The organism is Bradyrhizobium sp. 197 (assembly GCF_023073375.1).
Taxonomy (GTDB): domain Bacteria; phylum Pseudomonadota; class Alphaproteobacteria; order Rhizobiales; family Xanthobacteraceae; genus Bradyrhizobium.
Genome location: NZ_JADPJJ010000071.1, coordinates 134,034 through 158,202, shown reverse-complemented (window position 1 = coordinate 158,202; position 24,169 = coordinate 134,034). Strand labels below are relative to the sequence as shown.

The 24,169-nt window shown below is 64.4% G+C and carries 27 protein-coding genes; 9 read left to right on the top strand and 18 right to left on the bottom strand.

Annotation, left to right across the window (positions count from 1 at the left end; translation table 11 throughout):
• Positions 1-140: 140 nt before the first annotated feature.
• Together lepB and IVB27_RS16825 are read right to left on the bottom strand one after the other, a co-directional pair.
• Complete coding sequence (gene lepB / locus IVB27_RS16830; RefSeq protein WP_247444528.1) at positions 141-884, bottom strand: signal peptidase I; 744 nt, start codon at positions 882-884, stop codon at positions 141-143.
• 116 nt (positions 885-1,000) lie between these two features.
• Positions 1,001-1,840 (bottom strand): LysR family transcriptional regulator, encoded by an 840-nt coding sequence (locus IVB27_RS16825; protein WP_247444527.1) that lies wholly within the window; start codon positions 1,838-1,840, stop codon positions 1,001-1,003.
• A 131-nt stretch (positions 1,841-1,971) separates the two neighbouring features.
• On the opposite strand from IVB27_RS16825, the gene IVB27_RS16820 reads away from it, so the two are divergent.
• Together IVB27_RS16820 and IVB27_RS16815 are read left to right on the top strand one after the other, a co-directional pair.
• Positions 1,972-2,565, top strand: a complete 594-nt coding sequence (locus IVB27_RS16820; protein WP_247444526.1) for a cysteine hydrolase family protein — start codon at positions 1,972-1,974, stop codon at positions 2,563-2,565.
• Positions 2,566-2,578: 13 nt separating this feature from the next.
• Positions 2,579-3,217 (top strand): glutathione binding-like protein, encoded by a 639-nt coding sequence (locus IVB27_RS16815; protein ID WP_247444525.1) that lies wholly within the window; start codon positions 2,579-2,581, stop codon positions 3,215-3,217.
• Between the two features lie 116 nt (positions 3,218-3,333).
• Here the strand turns inward: IVB27_RS16815 and IVB27_RS16810 are convergent, their stop codons facing one another.
• The gene (locus IVB27_RS16810) at positions 3,334-4,398 is read right to left on the bottom strand and encodes a DUF2778 domain-containing protein (RefSeq protein ID WP_247444524.1); all 1,065 of its coding nucleotides are present in this window, start codon (positions 4,396-4,398) and stop codon (positions 3,334-3,336) included.
• A 666-nt stretch (positions 4,399-5,064) separates the two neighbouring features.
• On the opposite strand from IVB27_RS16810, the gene IVB27_RS16805 reads away from it, so the two are divergent.
• Together IVB27_RS16805 and IVB27_RS16800 are read left to right on the top strand one after the other, a co-directional pair.
• Positions 5,065-5,589, top strand: a complete 525-nt coding sequence (locus IVB27_RS16805; protein WP_247444523.1) for a FecR domain-containing protein — start codon at positions 5,065-5,067, stop codon at positions 5,587-5,589.
• A 91-nt stretch (positions 5,590-5,680) separates the two neighbouring features.
• A complete protein-coding gene (locus tag IVB27_RS16800; RefSeq protein ID WP_247444522.1) occupies positions 5,681-7,567 on the top strand; it encodes a CHASE2 domain-containing protein in 1,887 nt (628 codons plus the stop codon).
• A 27-nt stretch (positions 7,568-7,594) separates the two neighbouring features.
• On the opposite strand, the gene IVB27_RS16795 is transcribed toward IVB27_RS16800, so the two are convergent.
• The 4 genes from IVB27_RS16795 to IVB27_RS16780 all read right to left on the bottom strand — a co-directional run bounded on the left by IVB27_RS16795 (position 7,595) and on the right by IVB27_RS16780 (position 11,199).
• Positions 7,595-9,097, bottom strand: a complete 1,503-nt coding sequence (locus IVB27_RS16795; protein WP_247444521.1) for a glycosyltransferase family 39 protein — start codon at positions 9,095-9,097, stop codon at positions 7,595-7,597.
• Between the two features lie 6 nt (positions 9,098-9,103).
• Complete coding sequence (locus IVB27_RS16790; protein WP_247338940.1) at positions 9,104-10,249, bottom strand: glycosyltransferase family 2 protein; 1,146 nt, start codon at positions 10,247-10,249, stop codon at positions 9,104-9,106.
• A gap of 274 nt (positions 10,250-10,523) precedes the next feature.
• Positions 10,524-10,727, bottom strand: a complete 204-nt coding sequence (locus tag IVB27_RS16785) for a hypothetical protein (protein WP_247444520.1) — start codon at positions 10,725-10,727, stop codon at positions 10,524-10,526.
• 91 nt (positions 10,728-10,818) lie between these two features.
• Positions 10,819-11,199 carry a hypothetical protein gene (locus tag IVB27_RS16780; RefSeq protein ID WP_247444519.1) on the bottom strand — a complete coding sequence of 127 codons (381 nt, stop codon included), beginning with the start codon at positions 11,197-11,199 and terminating at the stop codon, positions 10,819-10,821.
• Positions 11,200-11,350: 151 nt separating this feature from the next.
• Between IVB27_RS16780 and IVB27_RS16775 the strand changes: the two genes are divergently transcribed.
• Together IVB27_RS16775 and IVB27_RS16770 are read left to right on the top strand one after the other, a co-directional pair.
• Positions 11,351-12,133, top strand: a complete 783-nt coding sequence (locus IVB27_RS16775; protein ID WP_247444533.1) for a DUF72 domain-containing protein — start codon at positions 11,351-11,353, stop codon at positions 12,131-12,133.
• A gap of 8 nt (positions 12,134-12,141) precedes the next feature.
• Entirely contained in the window at positions 12,142-12,603 is a 462-nt protein-coding gene (locus IVB27_RS16770) for a DUF488 domain-containing protein (RefSeq protein ID WP_247444518.1), read from the top strand.
• A 204-nt stretch (positions 12,604-12,807) separates the two neighbouring features.
• Here the strand turns inward: IVB27_RS16770 and IVB27_RS16765 are convergent, their stop codons facing one another.
• The 6 genes from IVB27_RS16765 to IVB27_RS16740 all read right to left on the bottom strand — a co-directional run bounded on the left by IVB27_RS16765 (position 12,808) and on the right by IVB27_RS16740 (position 18,980).
• The gene (locus IVB27_RS16765) at positions 12,808-13,722 is read right to left on the bottom strand and encodes a PhzF family protein (RefSeq protein WP_247444517.1); all 915 of its coding nucleotides are present in this window, start codon (positions 13,720-13,722) and stop codon (positions 12,808-12,810) included.
• A gap of 198 nt (positions 13,723-13,920) precedes the next feature.
• A complete protein-coding gene (locus IVB27_RS16760; protein WP_247444516.1) occupies positions 13,921-15,228 on the bottom strand; it encodes an adenylate/guanylate cyclase domain-containing protein in 1,308 nt (435 codons plus the stop codon).
• Positions 15,229-15,257: 29 nt separating this feature from the next.
• Positions 15,258-16,421 (bottom strand): ABC transporter permease, encoded by a 1,164-nt coding sequence (locus IVB27_RS16755; protein ID WP_247444515.1) that lies wholly within the window; start codon positions 16,419-16,421, stop codon positions 15,258-15,260.
• A complete protein-coding gene (locus tag IVB27_RS16750) occupies positions 16,418-17,350 on the bottom strand; it encodes an ABC transporter ATP-binding protein (RefSeq protein ID WP_247444514.1) in 933 nt (310 codons plus the stop codon). The genes IVB27_RS16755 and IVB27_RS16750 overlap by 4 nt, the downstream gene beginning before the upstream one ends.
• A complete protein-coding gene (locus IVB27_RS16745; RefSeq protein ID WP_247444513.1) occupies positions 17,347-18,288 on the bottom strand; it encodes an HlyD family secretion protein in 942 nt (313 codons plus the stop codon). Before IVB27_RS16745 ends, IVB27_RS16750 begins: the two co-directional genes overlap by 4 nt.
• Complete coding sequence (locus IVB27_RS16740; RefSeq protein ID WP_247444512.1) at positions 18,285-18,980, bottom strand: TetR/AcrR family transcriptional regulator; 696 nt, start codon at positions 18,978-18,980, stop codon at positions 18,285-18,287. The genes IVB27_RS16745 and IVB27_RS16740 overlap by 4 nt, the downstream gene beginning before the upstream one ends.
• 109 nt (positions 18,981-19,089) lie before the next feature.
• Here IVB27_RS16740 and IVB27_RS16735 point away from each other — a divergent pair, with 109 nt between their 5' ends.
• Genes IVB27_RS16735 through IVB27_RS16725 form a run of 3 tightly spaced genes read left to right on the top strand, consistent with a single transcriptional unit; the run spans position 19,090 to position 20,324 of the window.
• Positions 19,090-19,425: an ArsR/SmtB family transcription factor gene (locus tag IVB27_RS16735; protein WP_247444511.1), complete on the top strand. Its 336-nt coding sequence runs from the start codon at positions 19,090-19,092 to the stop codon at positions 19,423-19,425.
• Positions 19,422-19,886, top strand: a complete 465-nt coding sequence (locus tag IVB27_RS16730; protein WP_247444510.1) for an SRPBCC family protein — start codon at positions 19,422-19,424, stop codon at positions 19,884-19,886. The genes IVB27_RS16735 and IVB27_RS16730 overlap by 4 nt, the downstream gene beginning before the upstream one ends.
• A gap of 24 nt (positions 19,887-19,910) precedes the next feature.
• Positions 19,911-20,324, top strand: coding sequence for a GFA family protein (locus IVB27_RS16725; protein ID WP_247444509.1), 414 nt, complete (start codon positions 19,911-19,913; stop codon positions 20,322-20,324).
• 154 nt (positions 20,325-20,478) lie between these two features.
• On the opposite strand, the gene IVB27_RS16720 is transcribed toward IVB27_RS16725, so the two are convergent.
• The 5 genes from IVB27_RS16720 to IVB27_RS16700 all read right to left on the bottom strand — a co-directional run bounded on the left by IVB27_RS16720 (position 20,479) and on the right by IVB27_RS16700 (position 24,162).
• Entirely contained in the window at positions 20,479-20,889 is a 411-nt protein-coding gene (locus IVB27_RS16720; protein ID WP_247338973.1) for a PTH2-like family protein, read from the bottom strand.
• A gap of 65 nt (positions 20,890-20,954) precedes the next feature.
• A complete protein-coding gene (locus IVB27_RS16715; protein WP_247444508.1) occupies positions 20,955-21,344 on the bottom strand; it encodes a DUF4189 domain-containing protein in 390 nt (129 codons plus the stop codon).
• 189 nt (positions 21,345-21,533) lie between these two features.
• Positions 21,534-23,138 (bottom strand): NTP transferase domain-containing protein, encoded by a 1,605-nt coding sequence (locus tag IVB27_RS16710; RefSeq protein WP_247444507.1) that lies wholly within the window; start codon positions 23,136-23,138, stop codon positions 21,534-21,536.
• Positions 23,135-23,836, bottom strand: a complete 702-nt coding sequence (locus IVB27_RS16705; protein WP_247444506.1) for an XdhC family protein — start codon at positions 23,834-23,836, stop codon at positions 23,135-23,137. Before IVB27_RS16705 ends, IVB27_RS16710 begins: the two co-directional genes overlap by 4 nt.
• A gap of 2 nt (positions 23,837-23,838) precedes the next feature.
• A complete protein-coding gene (locus IVB27_RS16700) occupies positions 23,839-24,162 on the bottom strand; it encodes an XdhC family protein (protein ID WP_007602422.1) in 324 nt (107 codons plus the stop codon).
• Positions 24,163-24,169 lie beyond the last annotated feature (7 nt).

The window sequence follows — 24,169 nt, the reverse complement described above, 5'->3', positions numbered from 1 at the left end:
GCTCCGAGACCCGCATAATCCACCGAACCGCCGTATACGGACCCGTACGTACGGTGGTGTGGGAGGGGCGACGCCGCGAGGCGTCCCCCTATCCCGATTTGGGGAATGATCGTTTCACGCCGCCAGAATGACGGGAGGCCTCACCACACCTTCCCCAGCCGCTCCATGTGCGGCTCGCCGTGTTCGTCGAGCGACCAGAATATCCGCGTCACCTTGCCGACGAGATTGTCCATCGGGATGAACCCCATCACGGACATCATGCGGCTGTCGGTGGAGTTGTCGCGGTTGTCGCCAAGCGCGAAGAAATGACCTGATGGCACCGTGAAGACGCTGGTGTTGTCGAGATAACCGTCGACGCAGTCATATGTCATATAGCTCGCGCCGTTCGGCAGGGTCTCGCGCCAGCGCTTGATCTTGACGCCGGCATCCACACCGCAGGCGGAGCCCCCGGGCGCGCTCGCGAGAGCGACGCGCGTCACCGGGCGGTCATTGAGGAAGAGCTGGCCCTGCCGCATCTGGATGCGGTCGCCGGGCAGCCCGACCACGCGCTTGACGTAGTCGACCGAATTGTCCTTCGGCGTCCGGAACACCACCAGATCGCCAAACTCGGGCTCGGCCGCAAAGACGCGACCCGAGATCCATGACGGCGCGAAAGGAAAGGAATAGCGGCCATAGCCATAGGCATATTTGGCGGCGAACACGTAGTCGCCGACGACCAGCGTCGGCCTCATCGAGCCTGACGGGATGTTGAACGGCTGAAACAGGAAGATGCGAAACAGGAACGGCGGCGACCACAGCACCGGGATCAAGAGGATCAGGATGACGATCGCCTTCCATTCCCGCGATTGCGCCGACGGGCGAGTGGTGTCCTGGAGAGTGGTCATGCACCTGCCCCGATCAAGCCTGTGGTCGTCGCCAGACTACGCAACCTTCGCGTGCGCGCAATCTCATAACTTGGTCGCGCGGCGTGTGGATCGCGTTCACGCTCAGCGGCGGTCGATCAGTCGCGCGAAAGATCCCTGAAGCAGTGGCGCACCCATTCAATGGTGAGCCGCGTCGCGGGATCGCGCTTGAGGTGGTTCTGTACCAAAAGCCAAACGTCGCGGCGCCGGGGCAGCAGCGTGGCGCGCAGACTGTGGTCGGAGAGCAATCCTCCGCAGCTATGTTCGGGCAACACGCCGACGGCTTGGTGCGACTGGATCATAGTCCGGACAATGCGGACATTGTCGGTTACAGAGCGCGCGTTTGTCAGCCGCCTGGCGCGCAAATACTGCGCCTCGGGAATGGCGTCAAGCTCATCGGGAAAGCCGCAAACGACAGGCTCGCCACCCCCGAAATCGATGGGCTCGAAGAAATACAGTCTGACCTCGCCGAGCTTGGAGATGGTGAAGTCGCCCTTCTCCGGCTTCCGCAAGCGGATGGCGAGGTCGGCCTGCCAGCGCGAGAATTTGACGTTGCCGCTGGAGGTGAGGAACTGAAGAGTGAGGCCGGGGTGATCGCGCAGGAAGGCGCAGGCATGCGGCGCCAGCAGCTCCTCGGCGACCGCATTGGTCGAGGCGATGCGCAGGCGGCCGACCGGGCCGGGCTGACTCTCACCGATGCGATCAATCGCGGCGACGTGTGCCGCCATCGCACCGACATGCTCGAGCACCGCCTCGCAATGCCGGGTCGGCCGTCGCAGGCCGTCGACGGCATCGAACAGCGGTACGCCGAGATCGCGCTGGATGCGTGCGAGACGGCGGCCGACGGTGGTCTCGTCGATGCGCAGCCGCGCGCTGGCGCCGGCATAGGTGCCCTCGTCCCTCACTGCGGCGATGATGCGCAGATCGTCCCAGTTCATGGGCACGAGCCTAGCAGGTGCGGCCGGTGGCTGCAAATCTGCAGCCATAAGCTGCAATAGTCCTGCACAATGGCAGGTCACCGCCGCGCTAATGTTGCGTCACCAATACTCCCTTAGAAGGCCTGACCAGCATGACCGCTCCAAAAACCCTGCTCGAATTGTCCGGCGCTGATCTCAATCCGCCCAAACTCAGCGAGTCCTGTCTCGTGCTGATCGACATCCAGAACGAATACCGCGCCGGCCCCCTCGCTTTGCCAGACGCCGAGCCCGCAATCGCCGTCGCTGCGAAGCTTCTCGCCCGCGCCCGGAAGTCGGGCGCCGCGATCTTCCACATCGCGCACAAGGGCCGCGCCGGCAGCCTGTTCGATCGCGCCGCCGATCGCGGCGCCATCGTCGCCGAGCTCGCGCCACTTGCGGGTGAGTTCGTGATCGAGAAGGAGCTGCCGAACGCCTTCGCCGGCACCGCTCTGCAGGCGCAGCTCGCCGCGAGCGGACGCAAGAACATCGTGCTGGCCGGCTTCATGACGCATATGTGCGTCAGCTCGACCGCCCGGGCTGCGCTCGACCTCGGCTTTCGCACGACGATCGATGCCGATTCCTGCGCCACGCGCGATCTGCCCGACGGCCGCGGCGGAACGCTCGCCGCAAGGACCATTCACGAGGTCGCGTTGGCCGAATTGTCGGATCGCTTCGCGATCATTGCGCGCGGCGAAGCGCTAAGCTGACGGAGCGTTCGTGATGCTGCAACTCTATTTCTTTCCGATGGCCTGCTCGCTCGCCAGCCGTATCGCGCTGACCGAGGCCGGCGTCGAGGCGCAGTATCTCCTCGCCCATATCTGGACCAAGACAGTCGTGGACGACGGCAGCGATTTCCTCGGCGTGTCGCCGAAGGGCGCGGTGCCGGTCCTGGTTCTGGAGAACGGCGAGCGGCTAACCGAGAGCGCGGCGGTACTGCAATACATCGCTGATCTGAAACCCGAGGCCAGCCTCGCGCCGCGCTTCGGCGATCCCGAGCGCTACCGCTTGCAGGAATGGCTGAGCTTCATCGGCGCCGAGATCCACAAGGCGTTCCTGTTTCCGACCTTCTGGTACAAGGACGACGGCTCGCTCGCCAAGCCGCGGGCAAGGATTACACAGACATTGTCGGTGCCATCGGCCCATCTTGCGGACCGCGAATTTCTCGTCGGTAACAGATTCACCGTCGTGGATGCCCACCTCATTTGGGCCTTGCTGCTGCTCCGTCCGGCAGGCGTCGACATTGCGCAATGGCCGTCCTTGTCGGGCTATCTCGCGCGCATGCAGGCGCGCCCCGCAGTGCGGGAGGCGATCGCAACCGAGATGGCGCTGCGCAAGACCGTGGCGGCGAGCCCGGCATGACGGGATGCCACGGCCGCCAGATGTGAGGGTTCCATAACGACCGCAGCCGGGCTGAAACGAAGCGCAAAAAAGGGCCGCAACAAGCGGCCCTTTATATCATCTGGAATGAGCCAAGATCACTCCACTCGCGCCAGCACCGCGAGCCTGCGGATGCCCTTGTTACGATAGGCGTCGAGGAACGCGTAGTAGTCCTTGAACGACACGCAGCCGTTGGAGTCGCCATTCGGGCCGAGCATGAAGGTGTGCGCGAGCAGGCCGTCGCGGCCGTAAATCGCGCTCTCGCCGCCGATCGGGGTTAGGCGCAGCGCAGGCACGCCGTGAAACAGCGCCTCGCGCGGCTTCAGGTCGTAGATATGTGGCGGCGTCACGCCGCGCATGCGGATGCGCGAGGAACGGGGATCGTCGAGATTGGAGCCGAGGCCGGAATGTGCCTCGAGCTTGGTGCCGTCGGGCAGATACACCGTCTTCGCGCTGATGTCGTAGACCGCGGTGGAGCGGTCATAGGGCGCCGAACCGCCGAGCATGGGGTTCTGCTCCTTCGGCGCGATGGAAGCGGTCACGCTCGCATCAGCCGAGGCATAGGCGAGCAAGCCGCCGGACGGCTCACGCTTGCCCCAGAGCTTTTCCACCATCGACTGCCGCGGCCCGGTAACCGACATCACCGCGGCCTTGGCGCGATCGGCGAACGATTTTGGCTTCGCCTCCGGCGCCGGCACGATTTCGGCCGGATCTGCCGAGGCAAGCTGCACCGGCGCGTCGGCGCGCTTGGACTTCGCAGCGTCAGCGATCTTGGCGGGACCTGACTTCAGGACTTCCGCGACCCTCGCGATCACGCTCGGCTTCGCCGTGGCTTCGGCTACCTTGGTTGCGGGCGCAGCGCTCGCCGCATTCGATGTCACGCCTTGGGTCGCAGCGGCGGCAAAGCGATCGTTGAACATCTCGCGCGAGATTGGCGCGGCCACCTGCAACCGGTCGGGCAAGAGCGCAAAGGCTTCCTTGACGGCCTCACCGGCCTCGCGCAGTGCGACCCTGGGCGCCCGCTTGATCACGGGCTCGTCGTAGGCGCTGCTGCCGACGGTCGGATAGACGCTGGCGGCAAAAATATTGCTGTAGACGGTCCAGCCGGCACCAAGCACGACGCAGCCGATCACGGCGGCGCCAAGCGCGTTTTGGGTGGTCATTTTTCGGGAAGGCTTCCGATAAGAATTGCTCGATAATTCTTTGGACTTCCGTGCCGCGATACCTTGCGCAGCGATACTCGTACTCATTCGCCTTGCGTCCAGAACGGTGTCACTCAATCCCCCTTCGAAGCGCCGCTGGTCACGATCCGGGAACAGCATCTCGCAGAGGGTCGGAGCGTCATTAGGGCCACTTTTAGTTAAATGCGGATTAAGTTCGGGCGAATGTGGGGCAATGCATTAACGTCGTCCCATTTTGGGAAAAAAGCCCGCAGAACTACGGACTTAAGCGCATCTGTTAACTATAATTCTCGGCCGGATCGGTGCGGTCAGCGAACGTCTCCGACCGCATTTCTAAACGCATCCAACCAAGTCGCTTTCGTGGTCTTCGATGCCGCCGACCATAGCGGCGAAGCGTTGCGCCAGGCTGGTGGACGCCGCCTTTGTCACTCCGCGCGTGATGCGATGTGCTTCGCCTCTCCCCGTCAGAACGGCCGTCAGAACGGTGGGAGGAGAAAGACCCTGACCGAAAGTTGATCGCACGAGTCTGGAAAAGACCGTGCCGAGAAAATAGCTGCTGCCTCGGCACTTTTCAGCAGCCTCTGCGTGCGATACGGTACCGTATCAACATCGCCTTGAACTGCGCCGGGCACGCAAACGGAGGCTGGCATGAGAGGGATCGCACGCGCTGGATTTTTCACTCTGGCATCGTCGTTTCTGTTGATCGGATCTGCGATTGCGCAGCCTGCTGCCAATGCCGGCTGCACGGCGTCACCATCGACCGCAGGCACACAGACCTGGCGTTGCGACAACGGCATCACGATCGTTGCGGAAAGCGGCGCCAGATTTGAACTTAACGACGCCAACCGCGACGGACATATAGACTCCGTGGAGTTGAGCAGCAAAGCGCTGCTGGTCGAGGTCCCCAAGAAGCCCGGCGGCACCCCCTTCAAGGTGCTGACGCCGCAGGCGATCGCCGCGGTGCGCGGCACGAAATGGGCGGTCGATGTCACGGAGGCCAAGACCTCCGTCTTCGTCGCCGACGGCCGTGTCGGCGTCAGCCGCAGGAGCCGCGGACGCGGCGTCGTTTTAGCCCCCGGTGAAGGGGTCGACGTGGAAGCGACCGGTCCGTTGACCGTCAAGACATGGGGCCAGCCGCGCGTCGATGCGCTGATGGCAAGACTCGGTCAATAGGACTTGGCCAATAGGACTTGGCCAATAAGGCTTGGTCGATACGGCCCGATCAGTCAGGCCCTGACAACAGAGAAGATTGCAGTACGACGTAATGAAAAGACGCGTTCAGATCCTGATGGCACTCGCCCTTACCGCCCTGTGGGGCGCGGGCATCTATGCCGGCCACGCCAACGGTCATCTTCGCTTTCTCGATCGCCTCGAGGCGACGCTGGCGGATTGGCGGACGCAGGTCCGCGGCGTACAGGCTCCACCCGATCTCGTCACCATCGTCGCGATCGACGACACCGTCGTCAAGCGCGGCGGCAGCTATCCGCTGCCACGCGCCGATCTCGCCCGTGTCGTCGACACCATAGTGCAATTCAAGCCGAAGGTCGTCGCGATCGACCTGCTGCTGGTCGACCGCAGCGCTGCGATCGGTGACGCCACGCTGGCAAATACGCTGGCTACCGGTCCCATGGTCCTCGCCGCTGCGGCGATTTTCCCGTCCGCCAGCGAGACCGTGGCACCCAGCAGTCAGGGCCCCCTCGCCGTGCTGCCGCAGGCCGAGCGCTTCCTGCTGCCCTTGCCGGCATTCGCCGACCACGCCGAGGTCGGCGTCGTCAACGTTGCGACCGCACAATCCGGCTCGCCGCTCTCGGTGCCGATGCTGTTCCGGACGAGCGACAAGGTCGAGCTGTCATTTCCGCTGCGCGTCGCGATACGCGCGCTCGACAAGCCGCTGACGATCGCGCCGGACCACCTCCTGCTCGGCGACCGCACGGTGCCGACCGATACCGATTTCGCGCTGCCGATCACCTATTACGGCCCGCGCCGCACCATCCGCACTGTCAGCGCGCAGAGCATCTTCGACGGCACGCTCAATCGCTCGGCGATCGAGAACCGGATTGTCGTGATCGGCGCCTCGGTCGCAGGCGGCGGTGACTTCTATCCGACACCGTTCGATTCCCTGATGCCCGGCGTCGAGGTGGTCTCGACCGCGATCACCCATCTCGTCGCCGGTGACGGCATCGTGCGTGACCGCAAGGTCCACATCGCCGACGCGCTCATCGCGATCCTGTTGCCAATGCTGCTGGTGGGCCTGCTCGCCTGGCGGCGCAGCGCGCTCGGCCTCGTCGCGGCGGCCGGGGTGATGATCGCCTGGGCCGGGCTCAATCTGTTCGCGTTCACGCACGGCGTCTGGCTGAATGCCGCGACCACGCTCGCCGCAGCAGTGCCGCCGGTGGTGATCTTCGCCGGCGCGCAATTGTGGGCGGGAGGCCGCCGCACGCAATATCTCGCCGCCAAGAGCCGGTCGCTCGCGCAATTCCAGGCCCCCGCCGTGCAGGACTGGCTGGCGCGCGATCCGAATTTCCTGTCAAAACCCGTCCGGCAGGACGCGGCCGTGGTTTTCATCGATCTCTCCGGATTCACGGCGCTGAGCGAGCGGATCGATCCGGACGAGCTCCAGGACATTCTGAAGGCGTTTCACGCGCTGATCGACAAGGCCGCGGTCGATTGCGGCGGCATGATCAGCGGCTTTCTCGGCGACGGCGCCATGATCCTGTTCGGCCTGCCCGGCGCGATGCCCGACGACGCCGCACGCGCGCTGAAATGCGCGATCGACCTGCACCGCGGCGTCGAACGCTGGATCGCGTCATTGCCCCCTGCGATCAGGGATCAGCTCGACTTCAAGATCGGCGCGCATTTCGGCCCGATCGTCGCCTCCCGCCTCGGCGAAAGCCATCAGCACATCACGGCGACGGGCGACACCGTCAACGTCGCGAGCCGGTTAATGGAGGTCGCCGTCCAGAACGACGCGCGGCTCGCGCTCAGCGATGTTCTGCTGGATACGGCCGACTTCCACGGCGCTCCCGACGGCATTCTGACGGGCCCCCTGCTCACGCAGGTCCGCGGCCGCTCCGGCATCGTGACCGTGTGGTTCTGGCGCGACCAGAACAGGCCGAACCAGGCCATGACCAAGGCTGAGATGATCGACTGAAGGCTCCGCCGTCGTCCCGACGAAGAGCTACCGCGCTTCCGGCGGCGGCGAGCGGTCCAGCACGTCGCCCTTGGCGCCTTCGAGCAGATCGATGCCGTAGGTCTCGACCACGAGCGGACCGCGCTTGCGCTGCAATTGCGCAATTTGCGTCACCTTCGCAAAGAGCTCGTGGACGGCGGGATGGCCGTCGCTGCGCAGCTCGTCGACATAGATCAGCTTGCCGGCAAGCAGCTTTGGATCTGGCTCGGCCATGTTGACCCACCGGATGCGCTGGTTCTGCTGGGCCACGCAGGTGCCGCGCGGCAGATAGAAAGCGAGCCAGCCCGTGGTGCCGTAGTCAGGCGCAAGCACGCAGGTCGCGCCATTGCGGGCGCGCACGGCTTCGATCTCCGCGGCAAGCTCGCGCCAGCCGACGCCGACGCTGCGCACGGTCGCATCGCGGCGATAGAGGGACAGCCAACCGGTGTTGGCCTGCACGATCAGCGCGGCAAACATCACGATGCCCACGGGCGCAGCCCAGCGCAGGCAGAAATCCGCCAGGCGCCGCTGGCGCGGCTTCCACTGCACGAGATTGGCGGCGGCGGCCGCCGCGATAACGAAGGGCGGATAGACCGGCGCGAACCAGTTGGCCTCGACGCGGGCATGCAGCGAATGCCAGACGAAATAGGCGACGACGGTCCAGAACATCGTCTCGATCAGCACGCGCGAGGCCAGCGCGCCGGCGCGGCGCCAAGTCAGCGCGTGCAGCCCCATTGCGCCGAGGATGAAGACGAGCGGAGTTGCGAACGCGATCTGGGTCGGGATCAGCTCGGCGATAAAAACCGGCCGAAAGTCCTCGATCTTGGCGCGGCCGAGCTGCTTTGCGAACGAGACCCATTGATGGTCCGCATTCCAGAGGATCACCGGCGAGAACAGCGCGAGCGCAACGAGGCCACCGAGATAGGGCCAGGGCGAGAGAAACCAATGCCGCAGTTTCGGCACGGTCGCGAGCCAGATCAGGATCGCCAGGCCAAAGAACATCGCGGTGTATTTCGACAACAGCGCCGCGCCGACGGCTACGCCGACCGCGAGCCACCAGGCGCCGCGACCGGTTTCCAGCACTTTTGCGAGAAAGAACAGCACGAAGCTGGAGGCAACCAGAAGCGGCGCATCGGGCGTGACGATCAGCGTTCCGACCGAGGCCAGCAGCGTCACGTTGAGCAGGATGGCGCTGGTCGCCGCCACCCGCGCGCCGCCGAACAGGATCGCGGCGGAGCGATAGATCGCGTAGCTCATCGGCAGCGCGAGCAGGATCGATACCAGGCGGACGCCGAGCTCGGTGTCGCCGGCGATCATGGTGCCGGCGCGGATGACGTAGGCAACCATCGGCGGGTGGTCGTAATACCCCCCGGCTAGGTTCTTCGACCACATCCAGTAATAGGCTTCGTCGAAGGTGATCGGCGTGAAGGCGGCTGCGACGAGCCGCAAGCCGACCAGCGCAAGGATCACCAGCGCCGTATTGCGGACGATCCGCGCGTCAGCCCCGCCCATCGTGAGCTACTTCTTGCGCCAGACGAACAGTCCGGACATCGCGTAGTTCCACACCACGCCCATCAGCGCACCGGCCGCACCCGCAAGCCACCAGATCGGCTCCTGGTCATAGACCGAGAAGGCGACGCCGACATTGGCGAGCAGGCCGACGCTGCACACGATGTAAAAGGCGATCAGGCCGCGTAGCAGCGCAAAGCCCTTCAGCCGCTGGTCGCGATAGGTGAGGAAGTTGTTGAGGACGAAATTGCTGGTCATCGCGATGATGGCGCCGGAGGCCTGCGCTTCCGCGAACGGCTGCTTGAACAGCTCAAGCGATATGAACAGGGTGGTGAGATGCACCACGAGGCCGATGCCGCCGACCATTGCGAACAGCAGGAAGCGTAGCGAGACAGCATCGTTGGTGAACTTCGCCAGCACCAGGCCGAGAAAATCCAGCGCGACCATGGAATCAAGTTTGCTTTCGCCGTGCTGGCGCTCTCCGAACGTGTAAGGAATTTCGATGGCGCGCAAGGTGCCGTTCGCGCTCGCGACGAGGTCGAGCAGGATCTTGAAGCCGTGCACGGAAAGTTTCGGCGCGAGCTGCTCGAAGCGGTCGCGGCGAACCATGAAGAAGCCGCTCATGGGATCCGCGATCTCGACCCGCAGCGCCTTCCTGGCGAGTTCGGTCGCCAATGCACTGGCGCCGGCGCGCTGCTTGTTGAAGCCTTCGCTCTTGTAGCCCTCGATGTAGCGGCTGCCGACCACGAGCTCGGCCTGCCCGCTCGCGAGCAGCGACAGCATTTTCGGCAGCTGCGTCTCGTCGTGCTGGAGGTCGGCGTCGATCACGGCCGCATAGGGCGCGCTTGAGGCCAGGATGCCCTCGATGCAGGCCCCCGACAGGCCGCGGCGGCCGATACGGCGGACACAGCGCACGCGGCTGTCGCGCCGGGCCAGCGCGCGCACGACGTCCCAGGTGCCATCAGGCGAATTATCATCGACGAACACGACTTCCCAGGCGATGCCGGCCAGCGCTGCCTGCAGCCGCCGGTACAGCACCGTGACATTGTCGCGCTCGTTGAAGGTCGGGACGACGACCGACAATTCCGGCGATGGGGAAGCCGCCTGCGGGGCCTGCGGCGTGTTGTCGGAGCCCGGTCTGATCGCTTCGTTCATGAGGGCAGCGTATATCCGCCGCGTCTTGCGCTGCCAAGAACTTGCGCTGCCAAAAACTTGCGCTACCAAGCCGGGGGTTCTCTGGAGAACGGCCCAAAAGGGGCCCTAAAATGCCAACGACCCCGGAACGGCGGGCCGCGCGTACATCCGGCGCAGCCTGAGCTATCCCAAGGTCGTTCCAGCGCCGGAGTTTTTCGCTCAACGTCGCCGTTAGAAACTAAATAGGAACTACAAAGCCGGTTTGCAAGGGGCGAAAGGCGCCCTTTTCAGGCCTTTATTGGTTCGGGACTTCCTTGATCACCGGCCCGCGAGGCGCGGGCGCGGCAGGGGCCGCCGGCGCCGCAGCCGCGGCCGGGTCAACTTTCACGGGCTTGGGCGGCTTGCCGTATTGGCCGATCGGCCCGAAAACGACGGCGACCGCAAGCACGATCGCGGCGACGATCGCCCCCAAAATGCCACCCACCGACTCAGACGACATGGAAGCCCATCCCTGTTCCAGATGCCCTCACTGATACCATGGATCAGCGCACAGCCGGAAGGGCTTGCGGGACGCCAACGCTCAAGGGGGGCTATTTCTGCGGCGGCCTGTGCTTGACGAAGGCCGTCACGATGTCCTTCTGCGCCGCTTCCACGGCCCTGTTCGCGGTGGCGAGATGGGCGCCGTCATCGATGGTCGGATACTGCGTGGTGAGAAAGTCGAGCAGCGCCACACGGTAATATTGCCGCTCCGACGGACAGGCGCCGGCGACCGAGCGGCCGAAATCCTGCTCCGACTTGCCCTGATTGCTATCACGCGAATATTCCCGCGCCAGGCAATGCCAGTAATCGTCGCGGCCCTGCATGGCGAGCTTCTGCGCACCCTTGGCATCGTCATCGTCGGCCATGACTGAAGATATCATGGCAGCAGATGTCATCATAACGAGCGCCGCTCCCACCATCAGCATCCGCATCTTGTTCTCCTTTTTTTGCGGGTCCTGTCGCGACCTTAGACGGGGCGTCGCAACTGGCCAATCACATCTGGTTTGACTAGGATGAGGTCCCTCCCCTCGATGCGAGTCCTCCCGTGGCCAAAGCAAAAACCGCGTCCAAAAATCCGGCAACATCTTCATCGGCATCGGCGGCTGGACTTTCGAGCCTTGGCGCGGCGTGTTCTATCCGGAGAAGCTGACGCAGGCGAAGGAGCTGTCCTACGCGGCCTCGAAGCTGAGCTCGATCGAGATCAACGGCACCTATTACGGCTCGCAGAAGCCGGAGAGCTTTCGCAAATGGGCAGGCGAAGTGCCGGAGGGTTTCGTGTTTTCATTGAAGGGACCGCGCTTCGCCACCAACCGCCGCGTGCTGGCGGAAGCCGGCGATTCCATCAAGCGTTTCTATGATTCCGGCGTGCTGGAACTCGGCGATCGTCTTGGCCCGGTGCTGTGGCAGTTCGCGCCGACCAAGAAATTCGACGGCGCCGATTTCGGCAAGTTCCTCGAGTTGTTGCCGCGCAAGCTCGAGGGGCGCGCGCTGCGCCATGTCGTCGAGGTCCGTCACGACAGTTTTTGCACGCCAGACTTCGTCGCGCTGATCCGCGAATTCGAGACGCCCGTCGTGTTCGCCGAACACGGCAAATATCCGGCGATCGCCGACGTTGCCGGCGATTTCGTCTATGCGCGGCTCCAGAAGGGCAATGACGAGATCAAGACCTGCTATCCGCCGAAGCAGCTCGATGCCTGGGCCAAGCGGTTTCAGGACTGGGCCGAGGGAAGTGAACCCGATGACCTGCCGAAGGTCGACCAGGCCAAGCCGAAGAAGGAGCCGCGCGACGTGTTTGCCTATGTCATCCACGAGGGCAAGGTGCGCGCGCCGGCCGGCGCCATGGAACTGATCGCGCGAGTGACCTGAGGTGTTTCATGGCAAAGGCAAAAAAACTCTTCACCATTGGCTATGAGCAGACGCCGCCCAAGGCCGTGCTCGACGAGCTGGAGCGAGCCGGCGTCAAGCTCGTTGTCGACGTGCGCGCGGTAACGTCATCGCGCCGGCCCGGCTTTTCCAAGAATCAGTTATCCGCAGGCCTCGATGAACGCGGCATCGCCTATGTCCATCTCGCCGCCCTCGGCACACCCAAGGAAGGCCGCCTCGCCGCCCGCAGCGGGCAATACGATGTGCTGGAAAAGATCTACGCAAAGCACCTGAAGACGCCGCAGGCCAGGGAAGAGATGGACGAGCTTGCGGCGCTCGTGAAGAAGGCAGGCCCCGTGTGCCTGCTCTGCTACGAGCGCGACCACACCCACTGCCACCGCCAGATGATCGCAGAGGTGATCGAGGAGCGGGATGGGGTGGAGGTGAGGAATTTGGCGGGCCGGCAGGTCTAGCCCTCTTCGCGCGGGAGGACGAAACGACGGCTTTAACCGTAGCCGTCATCCTGAGCTGGCCGCTTCCTCAGCGGCCCTCGAAGGACGACGGCGTGACGCCAATGCAGCAGTCGTCCATCCTTCGAGGCCCGCAAGTGCTCGCACCTCATGATGACGGGCTTATCTTGGGCTGTGGCGCGAGCCCGAAATGACGGGTGGACAGGCCTATCCCTCACCCGCCAACCGGAACGTCCCTTCCATCATCTGCACGCAGCTGCCGCCGACATGGGCTGAGACGATCTTGCCGTCCTGCTTGCGCACGCGCGTCAGCAGGATGCTCGGCCTGCCCATGTCAAAACCCTGGCCGACCGTCAGCTTCAATTCACCGTCGCGCGCCGAATCGAGATCGGCGAACAGCGCGGCGGCTGCGACCGTGGCACTGCCGGTGGCGGGATCCTCCACGAGGCCGTTGGCGCCGCGCATGAACATCCGCGCCTGGCGCTCGCAAGGCGCCTCTGCCGCAGGCACATCGCGCGTATAGAACCACGCCGAGAATGCGTCATCGCGCGGAAATACCCTGCCGAAGGCCGCCGCGTCGGGCCTCGCCCGTTTGAGCGCATCGCGCGAATGCACCTCGATCACCAGAAACGGCGTTCCAACGCTGACGACCTGCGGCGCGTGACGGTCGACCTTGATGTCCTCAGCGCTGAGCGAGATGCAGCGCGCGGCATCAGCAGCAGACAATTGCGACAGCCGAGACAGCGGCTGCGGCGCTGTAAGCTCGGTGCTGATGACCTGGCCCTGCTCTCGAAAGATATCGACCGGCACCAGCCCGGCCTTCTCCTCGAACCGCAGGCACGACTTCGGGTCCTTCGCGATCGTCGCCAGCACGAAGGCGGTACCGACATTGGGATGGCCAGCGAAAGGAAGCTCCCTGACCGGCGTGAAGATGCGCACCTCGGCATCATTCGCCTTGTCGCGCGGCGGCAGCACGAAGGTCGTCTCGGAATAGTTGAACTCGGTCGCGATCGACTGCATCTGCGTGGTCGACAACCTGCCGGCATCGAGCACCACGGCGAGCTGGTTGCCGCCGAAGGCGCGGTCGGTGAACACGTCGACGGTGATGTAGCGGCGCTGCATCTTCACTTCCTCATGCAAGTCGCGACCGCGACCGGCCGCGTCGCCGGCAGTCTACAAGCCGTCGACGTCGGCCGTCATGCCCCAATATTCGGAGCAATCGGAGCAATTGCGGTGACGGGTTGAAAGCCGAGAAGCGGCTTCCACAATGCAAGACCCGAAAGCTAGCAGAGATAGTTCATCCCACGCCTTCACCGCGCGTTACCCCAGCTGAAACACCGGGACCTTCTGCTCATAGCCGCGCACCTCGACCTCGCCGAGCGCAACGGCATCGTCGCAGTCCTCGCCAAGCGCCTCGCGAACGGCGGCGGAGATCAGAAGCTGCGAGCCGAACTCCTTGTTCAGCGCCTCCAGCCGCGAAGCGAAGTTCACGGCGTCGCCAATGACCGTATATTCCTTGCGCCGGGGCGAGCCGATATTGCCGGCGACAACCTCGCCGAAATGGATGCCGATTCCGATTCTGAGCGGCCAGCTCGTCTCGGCGTTGATGCGGCCCATCGCGGTCAGCATCTCGCGGCCTGCGGCGACCGCGCGATGCACGGCGTCGGAGGCCTCCAGCGGCGCGCCGAACAGTGCGAGAAAGCCGTCGCCCAAAAATTTGTTCACGATGCCGCCCTCGCGATCGAGGATATCGACGAGCACGGCGAAGGCGCCATCGAGCCGGTCGACCACCTCTTGTGGGGTGCGCGTCTGCGCGCCGGCGGTGAAGCCGCGGAAATCGACGAACATCACGGCGACGCGGCGAAGGTCGCCGCCGGCGCTGGTTCCCGCCGCCATCAGCCGCTCCACCACCTGAGGAGAAACGTGCTGGCCGAACAGGTTCGTCACCCGGTCGCGCGCGGTGGCCGCGGCAATGCTCGCAGCAAACTGACGCCGGAGTTGCGCACCGACCGCGCCCGCGAGCACGCCGCAGACCAGGATGATGGTGCTGCGCACTGCATGGAAATAGGTCTGCGGCTCACCGACGCCGCTGGCGCGATCGTAGATCAGCGCCACGGCGAGCAGCTCGGCTGCGGCGACAAAACCAGTGAAGGTCGAAAGCCGAAAATCAAGCCGCAGTGTCGAGAGAATGATGAAGATGAAATACATCAGCGGCACGGCAAAGCCGAGCGCCTGGCTCGCGCCCATGGTCCGGATCTGCAGGATCAAGATCAGCGTCGGCAGCGACGTTTCGATCAGTGCACCGATATAGCGCCTGATCACCGGGAGGTCGCGATCGAGCCGGAGGTTCCTTCTGATCTGGACGTGCACCCAGACCTCGAACAGGATGAAGCCGACCAGCAGGCCGTAGACCTCGGCCAGGCCTTCCGTCCCGCGCCAGACCCGGTTCACGACGGCTGGATCGACCAGATAGATGGCAGTGAGAAACACGGTCATGACGCAGCCCGTGAGGATCAGCGTCCGCACCCGCAACAGCTCGGTGCGCAGCACCTCTCGCGTCAGCTCGCGCTCGAAATCCTCCGATAGCGCGGCGTGCTGCCGCGTCTTCCTGCTCGCGAACCTGACCATTCCACCCCTCGATTCCGGGGCATTGTGCCTTAATCCAACGTGCGGCGGAAGCGCGTCACGGCAATGGTCATGGCGAGCAGCATCAGGACCGCTAATGCCAGCGCATCGAAACGCAAATTCTGCATGGTCGCGCCCTTCAGCATGATGGCGCGGACGATGCGCAAATAGTGCGTCAGCGGCAGGCACTCGCCGACATATTGCGCCCAGACCGGCATGCCCGCGAACGGAAACATGAAGCCCGACAACAAAATGCTCGGCAGGAAGAACATCATCGACATCTGCATGGCCTGGAGCTGGTTCTGCACCAGCGTCGAGATCGTGTAGCCGATCGCAAGATTAGTACTGATGAACAGGGTCGACAGAACGGCCAGCAGGAACAAGTTGCCGAGTATCGGCACGCCAAACAGGACGACGCCGATGCCGATGATCAGGAAGGCCTGGACGAACCCGACCAGCACGTAAGGGATGATCTTGCCGAACATCACCTCGACTGGCTTGATCGGCATCGACAGCAGGTTCTCCATCGTGCCGCGCTCGACCTCGCGCGTGACCGAGAGCGCGGTGAAGATCAGCATGGTCATGGTGAGGATGGTGCCGACGAGACCGGGAACGATGTTGAGGCTCGACGCCGCGGCGGGGTTGTAGCGCGCATGTGCGCGGATCTCGAACGGCATCTCCGGGGGATCGCCGATGTAGAGATCGTGCTTGAGTGCGGTCTGCACGATCATGCCGAGTGAGCCGATCGCCGCGCTCGCTGCGATCGGATCGGTCGCGTCGGCGGCGACCAGCAGCGCCGGTCTGTCGCCGCGCCGCACCGCCCGCTCGAAGCCGCGCGGAATCTCGACGCCGAACAGAACCTTGCCGGATTTCAGGAGATTGTCGAAATCCTCGACGTCGTGCACCTCGTAGAGGAAGCGGAAATATTTGGTGTTCTCCAGCGCCTTCAGGATCGAGCGGGCGAGATCAGAGTCCTCCTGGAGCAGCACCGCACTCGGCAGATTGTGGGGTGTGGTGTTGATGGCATAGCCGAACAACAGGAGCTGCATCACCGGCAGCATCACGATCATCGCGAACGACACGCGATCGCGCTTGAGCTGGATGAACTCCTTGACCAGCATCGCATAGGAGCGTGTCCAGAAGCCAAAGCGCTCCCGGATCGCGTGCTGTGGTTCGGGATGATCGACGGCGCTCATTGGAAATTGTCCTTGGAACGGCCCATCAATTCGATGAACACGTCCTCCAGTGACGGCGACGATTTATTCCAGTGCAGCCCGCTTTTCGCCTGCCACGGCGCGACGCTGGCTTCGAGCGCGGCGAGGTCGCGCCCCGAAACGTGCAGCGAGGTACCGAACGGCGCCACCATGTCGATTCCGGGCTTGCCGGTGAGGCCAGCCGCGAGCTCGTTCAGCCCCTCGCCTGTCACGGTGTAGGTCGTCAGCGCGGATTTGGCGATCACCTCCTCCACGGTGCCGTGCGCCAGCAGATGGCCATAGGCGATATAAGCAATCTCGTGACAGCGCTCGGCCTCGTCCATGTAGTGGGTCGAGACCAGCACGGTGAGACCGTCGGCCGCGAGCGCATGGATCTCGTTCCAGAAATCGCGCCGCGCCTTGGGATCGACGCCGGCGGTCGGCTCGTCCAGCAGCAGCAATTTTGGACTGGACAGCGTGCAGGCGCCTAGCGCCAGCCGCTGCTTCCAGCCGCCGGAGAGTTCGCCCGCGAGCTGCTCCTCGCGGCCCGAGAGCCCCAGCCGCTTGATCATGTCGCGCGCGGCGCCGCGCGCATCGCGAAGGCCATACAGCCGCGCGACGAATTCGAGGTTCTCGCGGACAGAGAGATCCTGATAGAGGCTGAAGCGCTGGGTCATGTAGCCGACCTGGCGCTTGATCTTGTCAGCGTCGCGCCGGATGTCGTAGCCGAGACAGGTGCCCTCGCCGCTGTCGGGCGTGAGCAGGCCGCAGAGGATGCGGATGGTCGTCGTCTTGCCCGAACCGTTCGGGCCGAGGAAGCCGTAGATCGAGCCGCGCTTCACCTGCATCGACAGATCGTGCACGACTTCGCGGCCGCCGAACGACTTGGTCAGGCCCTTGACGTCGATCGCGATGCCGTTGTCGCCGCTCATCGCTTGTCCGCCACGGGCGTTTTTGGAGTGAGATAGACGTCGATCGGCTGTCCGACCCGCAACGCGTCGGGCCGCGACGGCCGCGCCTGAATCAGGTAGACGAGCTTGTTGCGCTCCTCGAGGCTGTAGATGACGGGCGGGGTATATTCGGCCGAAGTCGCAATGAAATAAATCTTTGCGGTGAGATCGGCCGCGCAATTGTCGCACGCGATCCGCACCGTGTCGGCGATCGCAAGCTTCGGCAGCTCGGTCTCCGGCACGAAGAAGCGCAGCTTCATGTTGCCGGGCGGCATGATCGAGAGCACGGGCCGCTGCGCCGCCACCATCTCGCCCTCACGAAAATAGATCTGCTGGACGGTGCCGGCGACTGGCGCAAAACCTTTGCGCCGCGCCATCCGCGTCTCCGAGGTCGCCACCCGTGCCTCGGCAACGCGCAAGGAGGAGACCGCGGAATCGAGATTGGCCTGCGTGCCCGAGCCGGTCTTGCTCAGCGAAGCCGCGCGATCATAGGTTTGCTGCGCATTCGCCAGCGTCGCCTTGTTCTGGTTGAGGTCGGCAAGCTGGAGATCGTCGTCGACGGAATAAAGGTGATCGCCGACCTTGACCTCGTCGCCCTCGCGGATGTTCAGCTTCGTCACGCGGCCGGCCTCGTCCGGGCTGACATAGATCATGTCGGCCTCGACCCAGCCCTGGAAGCCGGGATCGCGCTTCTCCTTGCAACCGGCAAGTCCCGTTGCGAGGGCTAGAATCGCGATCGAACAGAACCGCGCCGAAAACTGAATCGCGTTTGGCGGCAGCAACGGCTGTCGACCCCTCACCCTGAGGAGCCGCGAAGCGGCGTCTCGAAGGGCGAAGGGCCACAGCCGGGCCTGCATCCTTCGAGACGCGCGTTCCGCGCTCCTCAGGATGAGGTGAGAGATGTTTAGCGACGACCTCATGTCGTCCTCCGTTCGCCAAAAATCAAATCGAGATGGACCCGCAGCATGTCCTGCGCATCAAGCGGCGCGTGCCGCGCAAACAGGCTCTGCCAGATCACCGCGATCATCGCCGGCGCGACCAGGATTTGCGGGTAGCGCGCGAGGTTCTTCTCGCGGATCTCGCCGCGGGCAATGCCGAGCTCGATCAGCGCGCGCATGCCGGCCATTCCGCGCGAGACGACCTCGCGGTAGTAGAAGTCGGCGACGGAAGGAAAGCGCGGCCCCTCCGCTACGATCAGTCGCACGAGATCGCCGCGCCTGGTGCCGATGACCTCCTTCAAAAAATTGCTGGCAAAAGCCTCGACGAGATCGCGCACCGAGCCTGTCGGCGGCGGCAACGCATTCAGCTTCGCCACGACGGGCACGATCACGGTGCGCACCAACTCCTCGAACATCGATTCCTTGTCCTTGAAGTGCAGATAGATCGTGCCCTTCGCCACGCCCGCGCGCTTCGCAATGTCGTCGAGACGCGTCGCGGTAAAGCCGCGCACGATGAACTCCTCCATCGCCGCGTCCACGATCGCCGCGCGCCGTTCCGCCGCACGCGTGGCGCGGCTCGACGCGGGCGCCTCGTCGCTTCTGGCGACCACAGAGACCTTCGCATTGGCTCGAGCTGCGGATGGGGCGGCGGTTTTGGTCGGCTTCCTTGTCATGCCAAATTTGTGACTGACTAGTCAGTCATTGTCAAGTCAGGGCCACAGACGTAAACCGGCTAATGAATTAGTCTTGACTAATTCATTAGCCGGTGCTAATTGAACTACTATGATTGAAACCGCCCGAAACCCAGTCACCAGCGTCATGCGCGCCCTCGCCGATCCAACCCGGCGCGCGGTGTTCGAGCGCGTGTTCGAGAGCAACGAGATCAGCGTCGCCGAACTCACGCGCGGCAGCGGCGTGACCCAAGGCGCGATCTCGCAACATTTGAAGTCCCTCAAGCAGGCCGGCCTGGTTGCCGAGCGCGCCGAGGGCCGCAACGTCTATTACCGCGCCGCGCCGCAAGGACTCGAGCCGCTGGTCACCTGGATGGACCATTACGGCGTGTTCTGGCGCGAGCGCTTCCAGAACCTGCGTGACCTCTTGAAGGAGATCGATCCGTGAGTGCTGTTGAATTGAAAGCCGAGACAAAAGACATCGTCATCGACGAGGTGCTCCCTCACGCGCCGGAGACGATCTGGAAGGCGCTGACCAGCGCCCAGCTGATCGCGCGCTGGCTGATGCCGCCGACCGGTTTCGAGGCCGTCGAAGGCAACACTTTCACCTACCAGACCACGCCGGGCGGCGCCTGGGATGGCGTCATCCATTGCCGCGTCCTGGAAGTCATGCCGAACCGGCGCCTCGTCTACGCCTGGAAGGGCGGGGATGAGCGCAACACCGGCTACGGCGCGCCGCTCGACACTGTCGTGACGTGGTCCCTCACCCCGGTCGAGGCCGGCACGCGGATCCGTCTGGTTCATGCGGGCTTCGTCATACCCAGGAACGAATCGGCCTACACGGGCATGAGCGGCGGCTGGAAGAAAGTCGTCCGCCAGCTCGACGAGATCAGCGGCGAAGACAAATAAGAAGACAAGTAAGGAGTTATCTCAATGACCAAGCCCTTTACCGGCGGCTGCGCCTGCGGCTCGATCCGCTATTCGATCGCCAGTGAGCCCCTGTTCAGCAATCACTGCCAGTGCCGGGACTGCCAGCGGGAAAGCGGCAGCGGCCATGGCTCGTACATGACCTTCGCGCGCGCCGGTGTCACAGTGACGGGCGAGGCGAAGCACTGGGACATGGTCGGCGACAGTGGCAACGTGAAGACTCGCGGTTTCTGCTCCGTCTGCGGCTTGCCGGTCTACATGACCTTCGCGGCAATGCCTGACATCTTCACCATCCGCGCCGCAAGCCTCGACGAGCCCGCCCGCTACAAGCCGCAAGTGGTGACCTACGCCGCGCGCGGTCATGACTGGGATCGCCTCGACCCGGACCTGCCGAAGTTTGAGGGCATGCCGCCGGGGTGAGGCACTGGCCCCACGTGGGGGTGTGCTCCCTCTCCCGCTTGCGGGAGAGGGTTGGGGAGAGGGTGTCTCACCAACGGGACAATCCCCTAGTGGAGAGAACCCTCACGCCGACCTCTCCCGCAAGCGGGAGAGGTGAAACCAACCAGCACCTACGTCAGCTATGGAACTTCAAGCCATCGACGATCTTGTCGATCACCTTGCGCTCGGCGCGCATTGCGAGACCGACGAGATTGAGGTCAGTGCGCGCCACCGCCCTCACCGCCTCGCGATTGGCGGCATCGTGCGTGGTCCTGAACATGTCCTCGGTGTAGACCGCCGCCGCGACGTTGCGCGTCAGGGCCCGATCGAGCGCGCGCGCGAGCGCCTGACCGTCGGCGCCGTAGATCAGGATCGGCTGGCCGATCAGCGCGTGATATTTGGTGCCTGATGCATCTTCATAGGGTTCGCCGATGCATTCCGGAAAGGCCGCGGCGATGCCGCTTGTGAGGAAGGACGCGACGTTGAGCTTCTGCCAGGCCGCAAGATCGGCGCGGATCACGATGGCGACCTTGGTATCGAACTGCATGCATATCCCTAACTGTTATTCCGGATACGATGCTACGCATCGCCCCGGAATGACAGCAAGAGGAATTACCCCTTGACGTCGCAGGCCCAGGCGCGGATCACACATTCCTTGCCGCCGAACTTGTAGCATTCGCGCGTCGCGGCATTGAGCGAGGCCGAGATCTTCGGCTTGACGGCATAGCCATAGGCGCCGCAGGGATTGGAAAGGTCGACCGACATCGCCGCGCAAGCACGCTTCATCGTCACGGTCGTGCAATCGCCCTTGCATTGCTTCTGCGCCGCCGCACGCGCTTCGTGCTCGGCACCATAATCGAAGGCCTGGCCGTAGGCGCCGCACTTGCCGACTGCAAATGCGCCGGCGGCGTGCGCATCCGTGATGTGGCGCGCGCCGGCGACAAAAACCGACAGCGCAAAGAAAAACATCGCGCAACGGTGCGCGACGACGTTCGAAGGCATGGAAATCCCCTCCCCCAAGGCAGGCGAAGGCGACTGTAAGCCGCGGTCGTTTCCAGATGGTGAACGGAGGGTTGAAAACAGCCGTGTAGGGCGGATTGGCCGAGCGCAATCCACCAAAGTACCTCACCGCGGAAGCAGAAGTGGTGGGTTACCCTAGCGGACTGCGCAAGCGCGCAACCGCAAGGCTAACTATCCCCGTCTTGCCGCTTCCAGCGCCTGCGGCGTGTCGATATCGAGGAAGGCACTCTTGCCGTCGACCGGCACTTCGGCAACCGCTTCGGTATGCTTGACGATCAGGTGGCGCGCGCCGACATCGCCGTCGAGCGTCATCAACTCCTTGAAGAAGCGGCGCGACCACAGCACGGGGTTGCCGCGGCGGCCTTCGCTGACCGGCACGACGATGAGATTGCCGCGGTCCGGCGCAAAGCCGTCGATGAGGCGGTCGATCAGGCCGGCATCGATCAGCGGCATGTCGCCGAGGCAGACCACAGCACCGTCGGAAGCCTCGGGGACGGCCGCGATGCCTGCCTTGACCGAGCTTGCGATGCCGCCGGCAAAATCCGGATTCTTGACGAACCGCACCTTCAGGCCTTGCAGTGCCTGCTCGACCAGCTCGGTCTGATGGCCGGTGACGACGATCACCTCGGATGCTTTCGACGCCAGTGCCTGTTCGGTCGCAATCCGCACCAGCTTCCTGCCGTCGAGCTCGGCGAGCAGCTTGTTCGGTCCGCCCATGCGGGTCGAGCGTCCCGCCGCGAGCACGATGGCCGCGATATTGCTGTTCCCTTCGATCTCCGGCTTGGCGCGCGGCTGCGGCCGCGTCACGATCTCCATCAGGAGGCCGCCGACGCCCATGCCCATCAGCTCGGAACGCGTCACCTTGATGCCGGCGAGGAGCCGCATCAGCACCCAATCAAAACCGTTCTCGACCGGCGAACGCGCGCAGCCGGGCGCCCCCAGCACCGGCACGCTGCCGGCACGGGCGATCAGCAGCAGGTTGCCGGGATCGACCGGCATGCCGAAATGCTCGATCTCGCCGCCGATCCCGGTGACGGCCGCCGGGATCACGTCGCGCCGGTCGGCGATCGCAGACGCGCCGAACACGATCACGAGTTCAGCGCCAAGGGCGAGCAATTCCTTGATCGCGGCGGACAGCTCCCGCTCCTCGTGCTGGACTCGCCGCTCGGCGATGATGCCGGCGCCGGCCGGCGCCAGCCGCTCGGCGGTGACACGCAATGTCTTGTCGATCACCTTGGAGGACAGGCCCGGCAGCAGCGTCGAGACCACGCCGACGCGCTTGATGACATACGGCGCGATCTTCAGCACGTCGCGGCCCGCGGCCTTCACCGCGGCATCACGCAAGTTTCCTTCGACGCCGAACGGGATGATCTTGACGGTGCCGACCATCTCGCCCTCGACCACCGGCTTGAAGGCGGAGAGCGTCGCGAAGGTGATGGCCTCGTCGATATTGTTGATGCGGTCGACCGCGCCGCGGTCGATCACCAGCACGCCCGGGCGAGCCGCAAACAGATTGGCGCGGCCGGTGAAGGCGCGCTCGACATGAATGCCATCGCCGCCGACGGCGAGCGCGATGCTGGCGGCGGCAATGTCCTCGGAGACATCGCCCTCCTCCATCCGCACCACCACGACGTCCTTGATGCCGGCCCGCTCCAGCGCCTCGATCTCGGCCGGGCCGATCGTCGTGCCTTTCTTCAGCACCAGCGGTCCCTGACAAAGGGTGTGGACGGTCACCCCGCCGATCGCATCCTTGGGGCTCGCCGGGCCGAATTTCATGCCGCTTCTTCTTTTTCTTTGGGCGGCAGGCGAAGCACCGCCGTGATCTCGGCCATGATCGACACCGCAATCTCGGACGGCGAGACCGCGCCGATTGCAAGCCCGATGGGCGCGTGGATGCGCGCGATGTCAGAGTCATTGGCGCCTTGCGCCCGCAGCCGGTCGCCGCGCTTGGCATGCGTCTTCCGCGAGCCGAGCGCGCCGATATAGAAGCAGTTGCGCTCGAAGGCGTGCAGCAGCGCGGGGTCGTCGATCTTGGGATCGTGCGTCACCGCGACGAAGGCCGTGTAAGCATCGACGTTGAGCGGTGGCAGCGCCGTGTCGGGCCATTCCGCGACCAAGGGAACGTCGGGGAAGCGCTCGGGGCTCGCAAAGGCCGTGCGCGGATCGACCACGGTGACGTCGTAGCCGAGCGAGCGCGCCAGCGGCGCCAAGGCCTGGCTGATATGGACGGCGCCGACGATGACGAGCTTTGCGGTCGGCGCGTAGACGTTGAGGAAAATCTTCTTGCCGCCGGCTTCGACACCGGCGCTCTTGCCCATGCGCAGTTGTTTGTCGAGCTCAGCTCGCAAGGGATCCTTGGCAAAATCGCTGGCCTTCACCAGGCGCTGCTCGCCGCTCTCGGTGTCCGTCACCAGAATGACTGGCCGGCGCGCGGCGCGCTCGGCATTGAGTTCGTGCAAAATTGCGAGCTTCACGGCTAGCCGACCTTCTCGACGAAGACGCGGATGGTGCCGCCGCAGGACAGCCCGACATTCCAGGCAGTCTCGTCGGCCACGCCAAACTCCAGCATCCTGGGCTTGCCGCTCTGGATCACATCCATGGCCTCGGTCACCACGGCGCCCTCGACACAGCCGCCGGAGACCGAGCCCAGGAACGTGCCCTCGTCGTTGATGACAAGGCTCGAGCCCGCCGGGCGCGGTGCCGAGCCCCAGGTCTCCACCACGGTTGCGAGCGCGACGCCACGGCCGGCCTTCTGCCAGTCTTCCGCCGCCTTCAGAATATCCTCGTCGCGATCGAGCATGGCTACC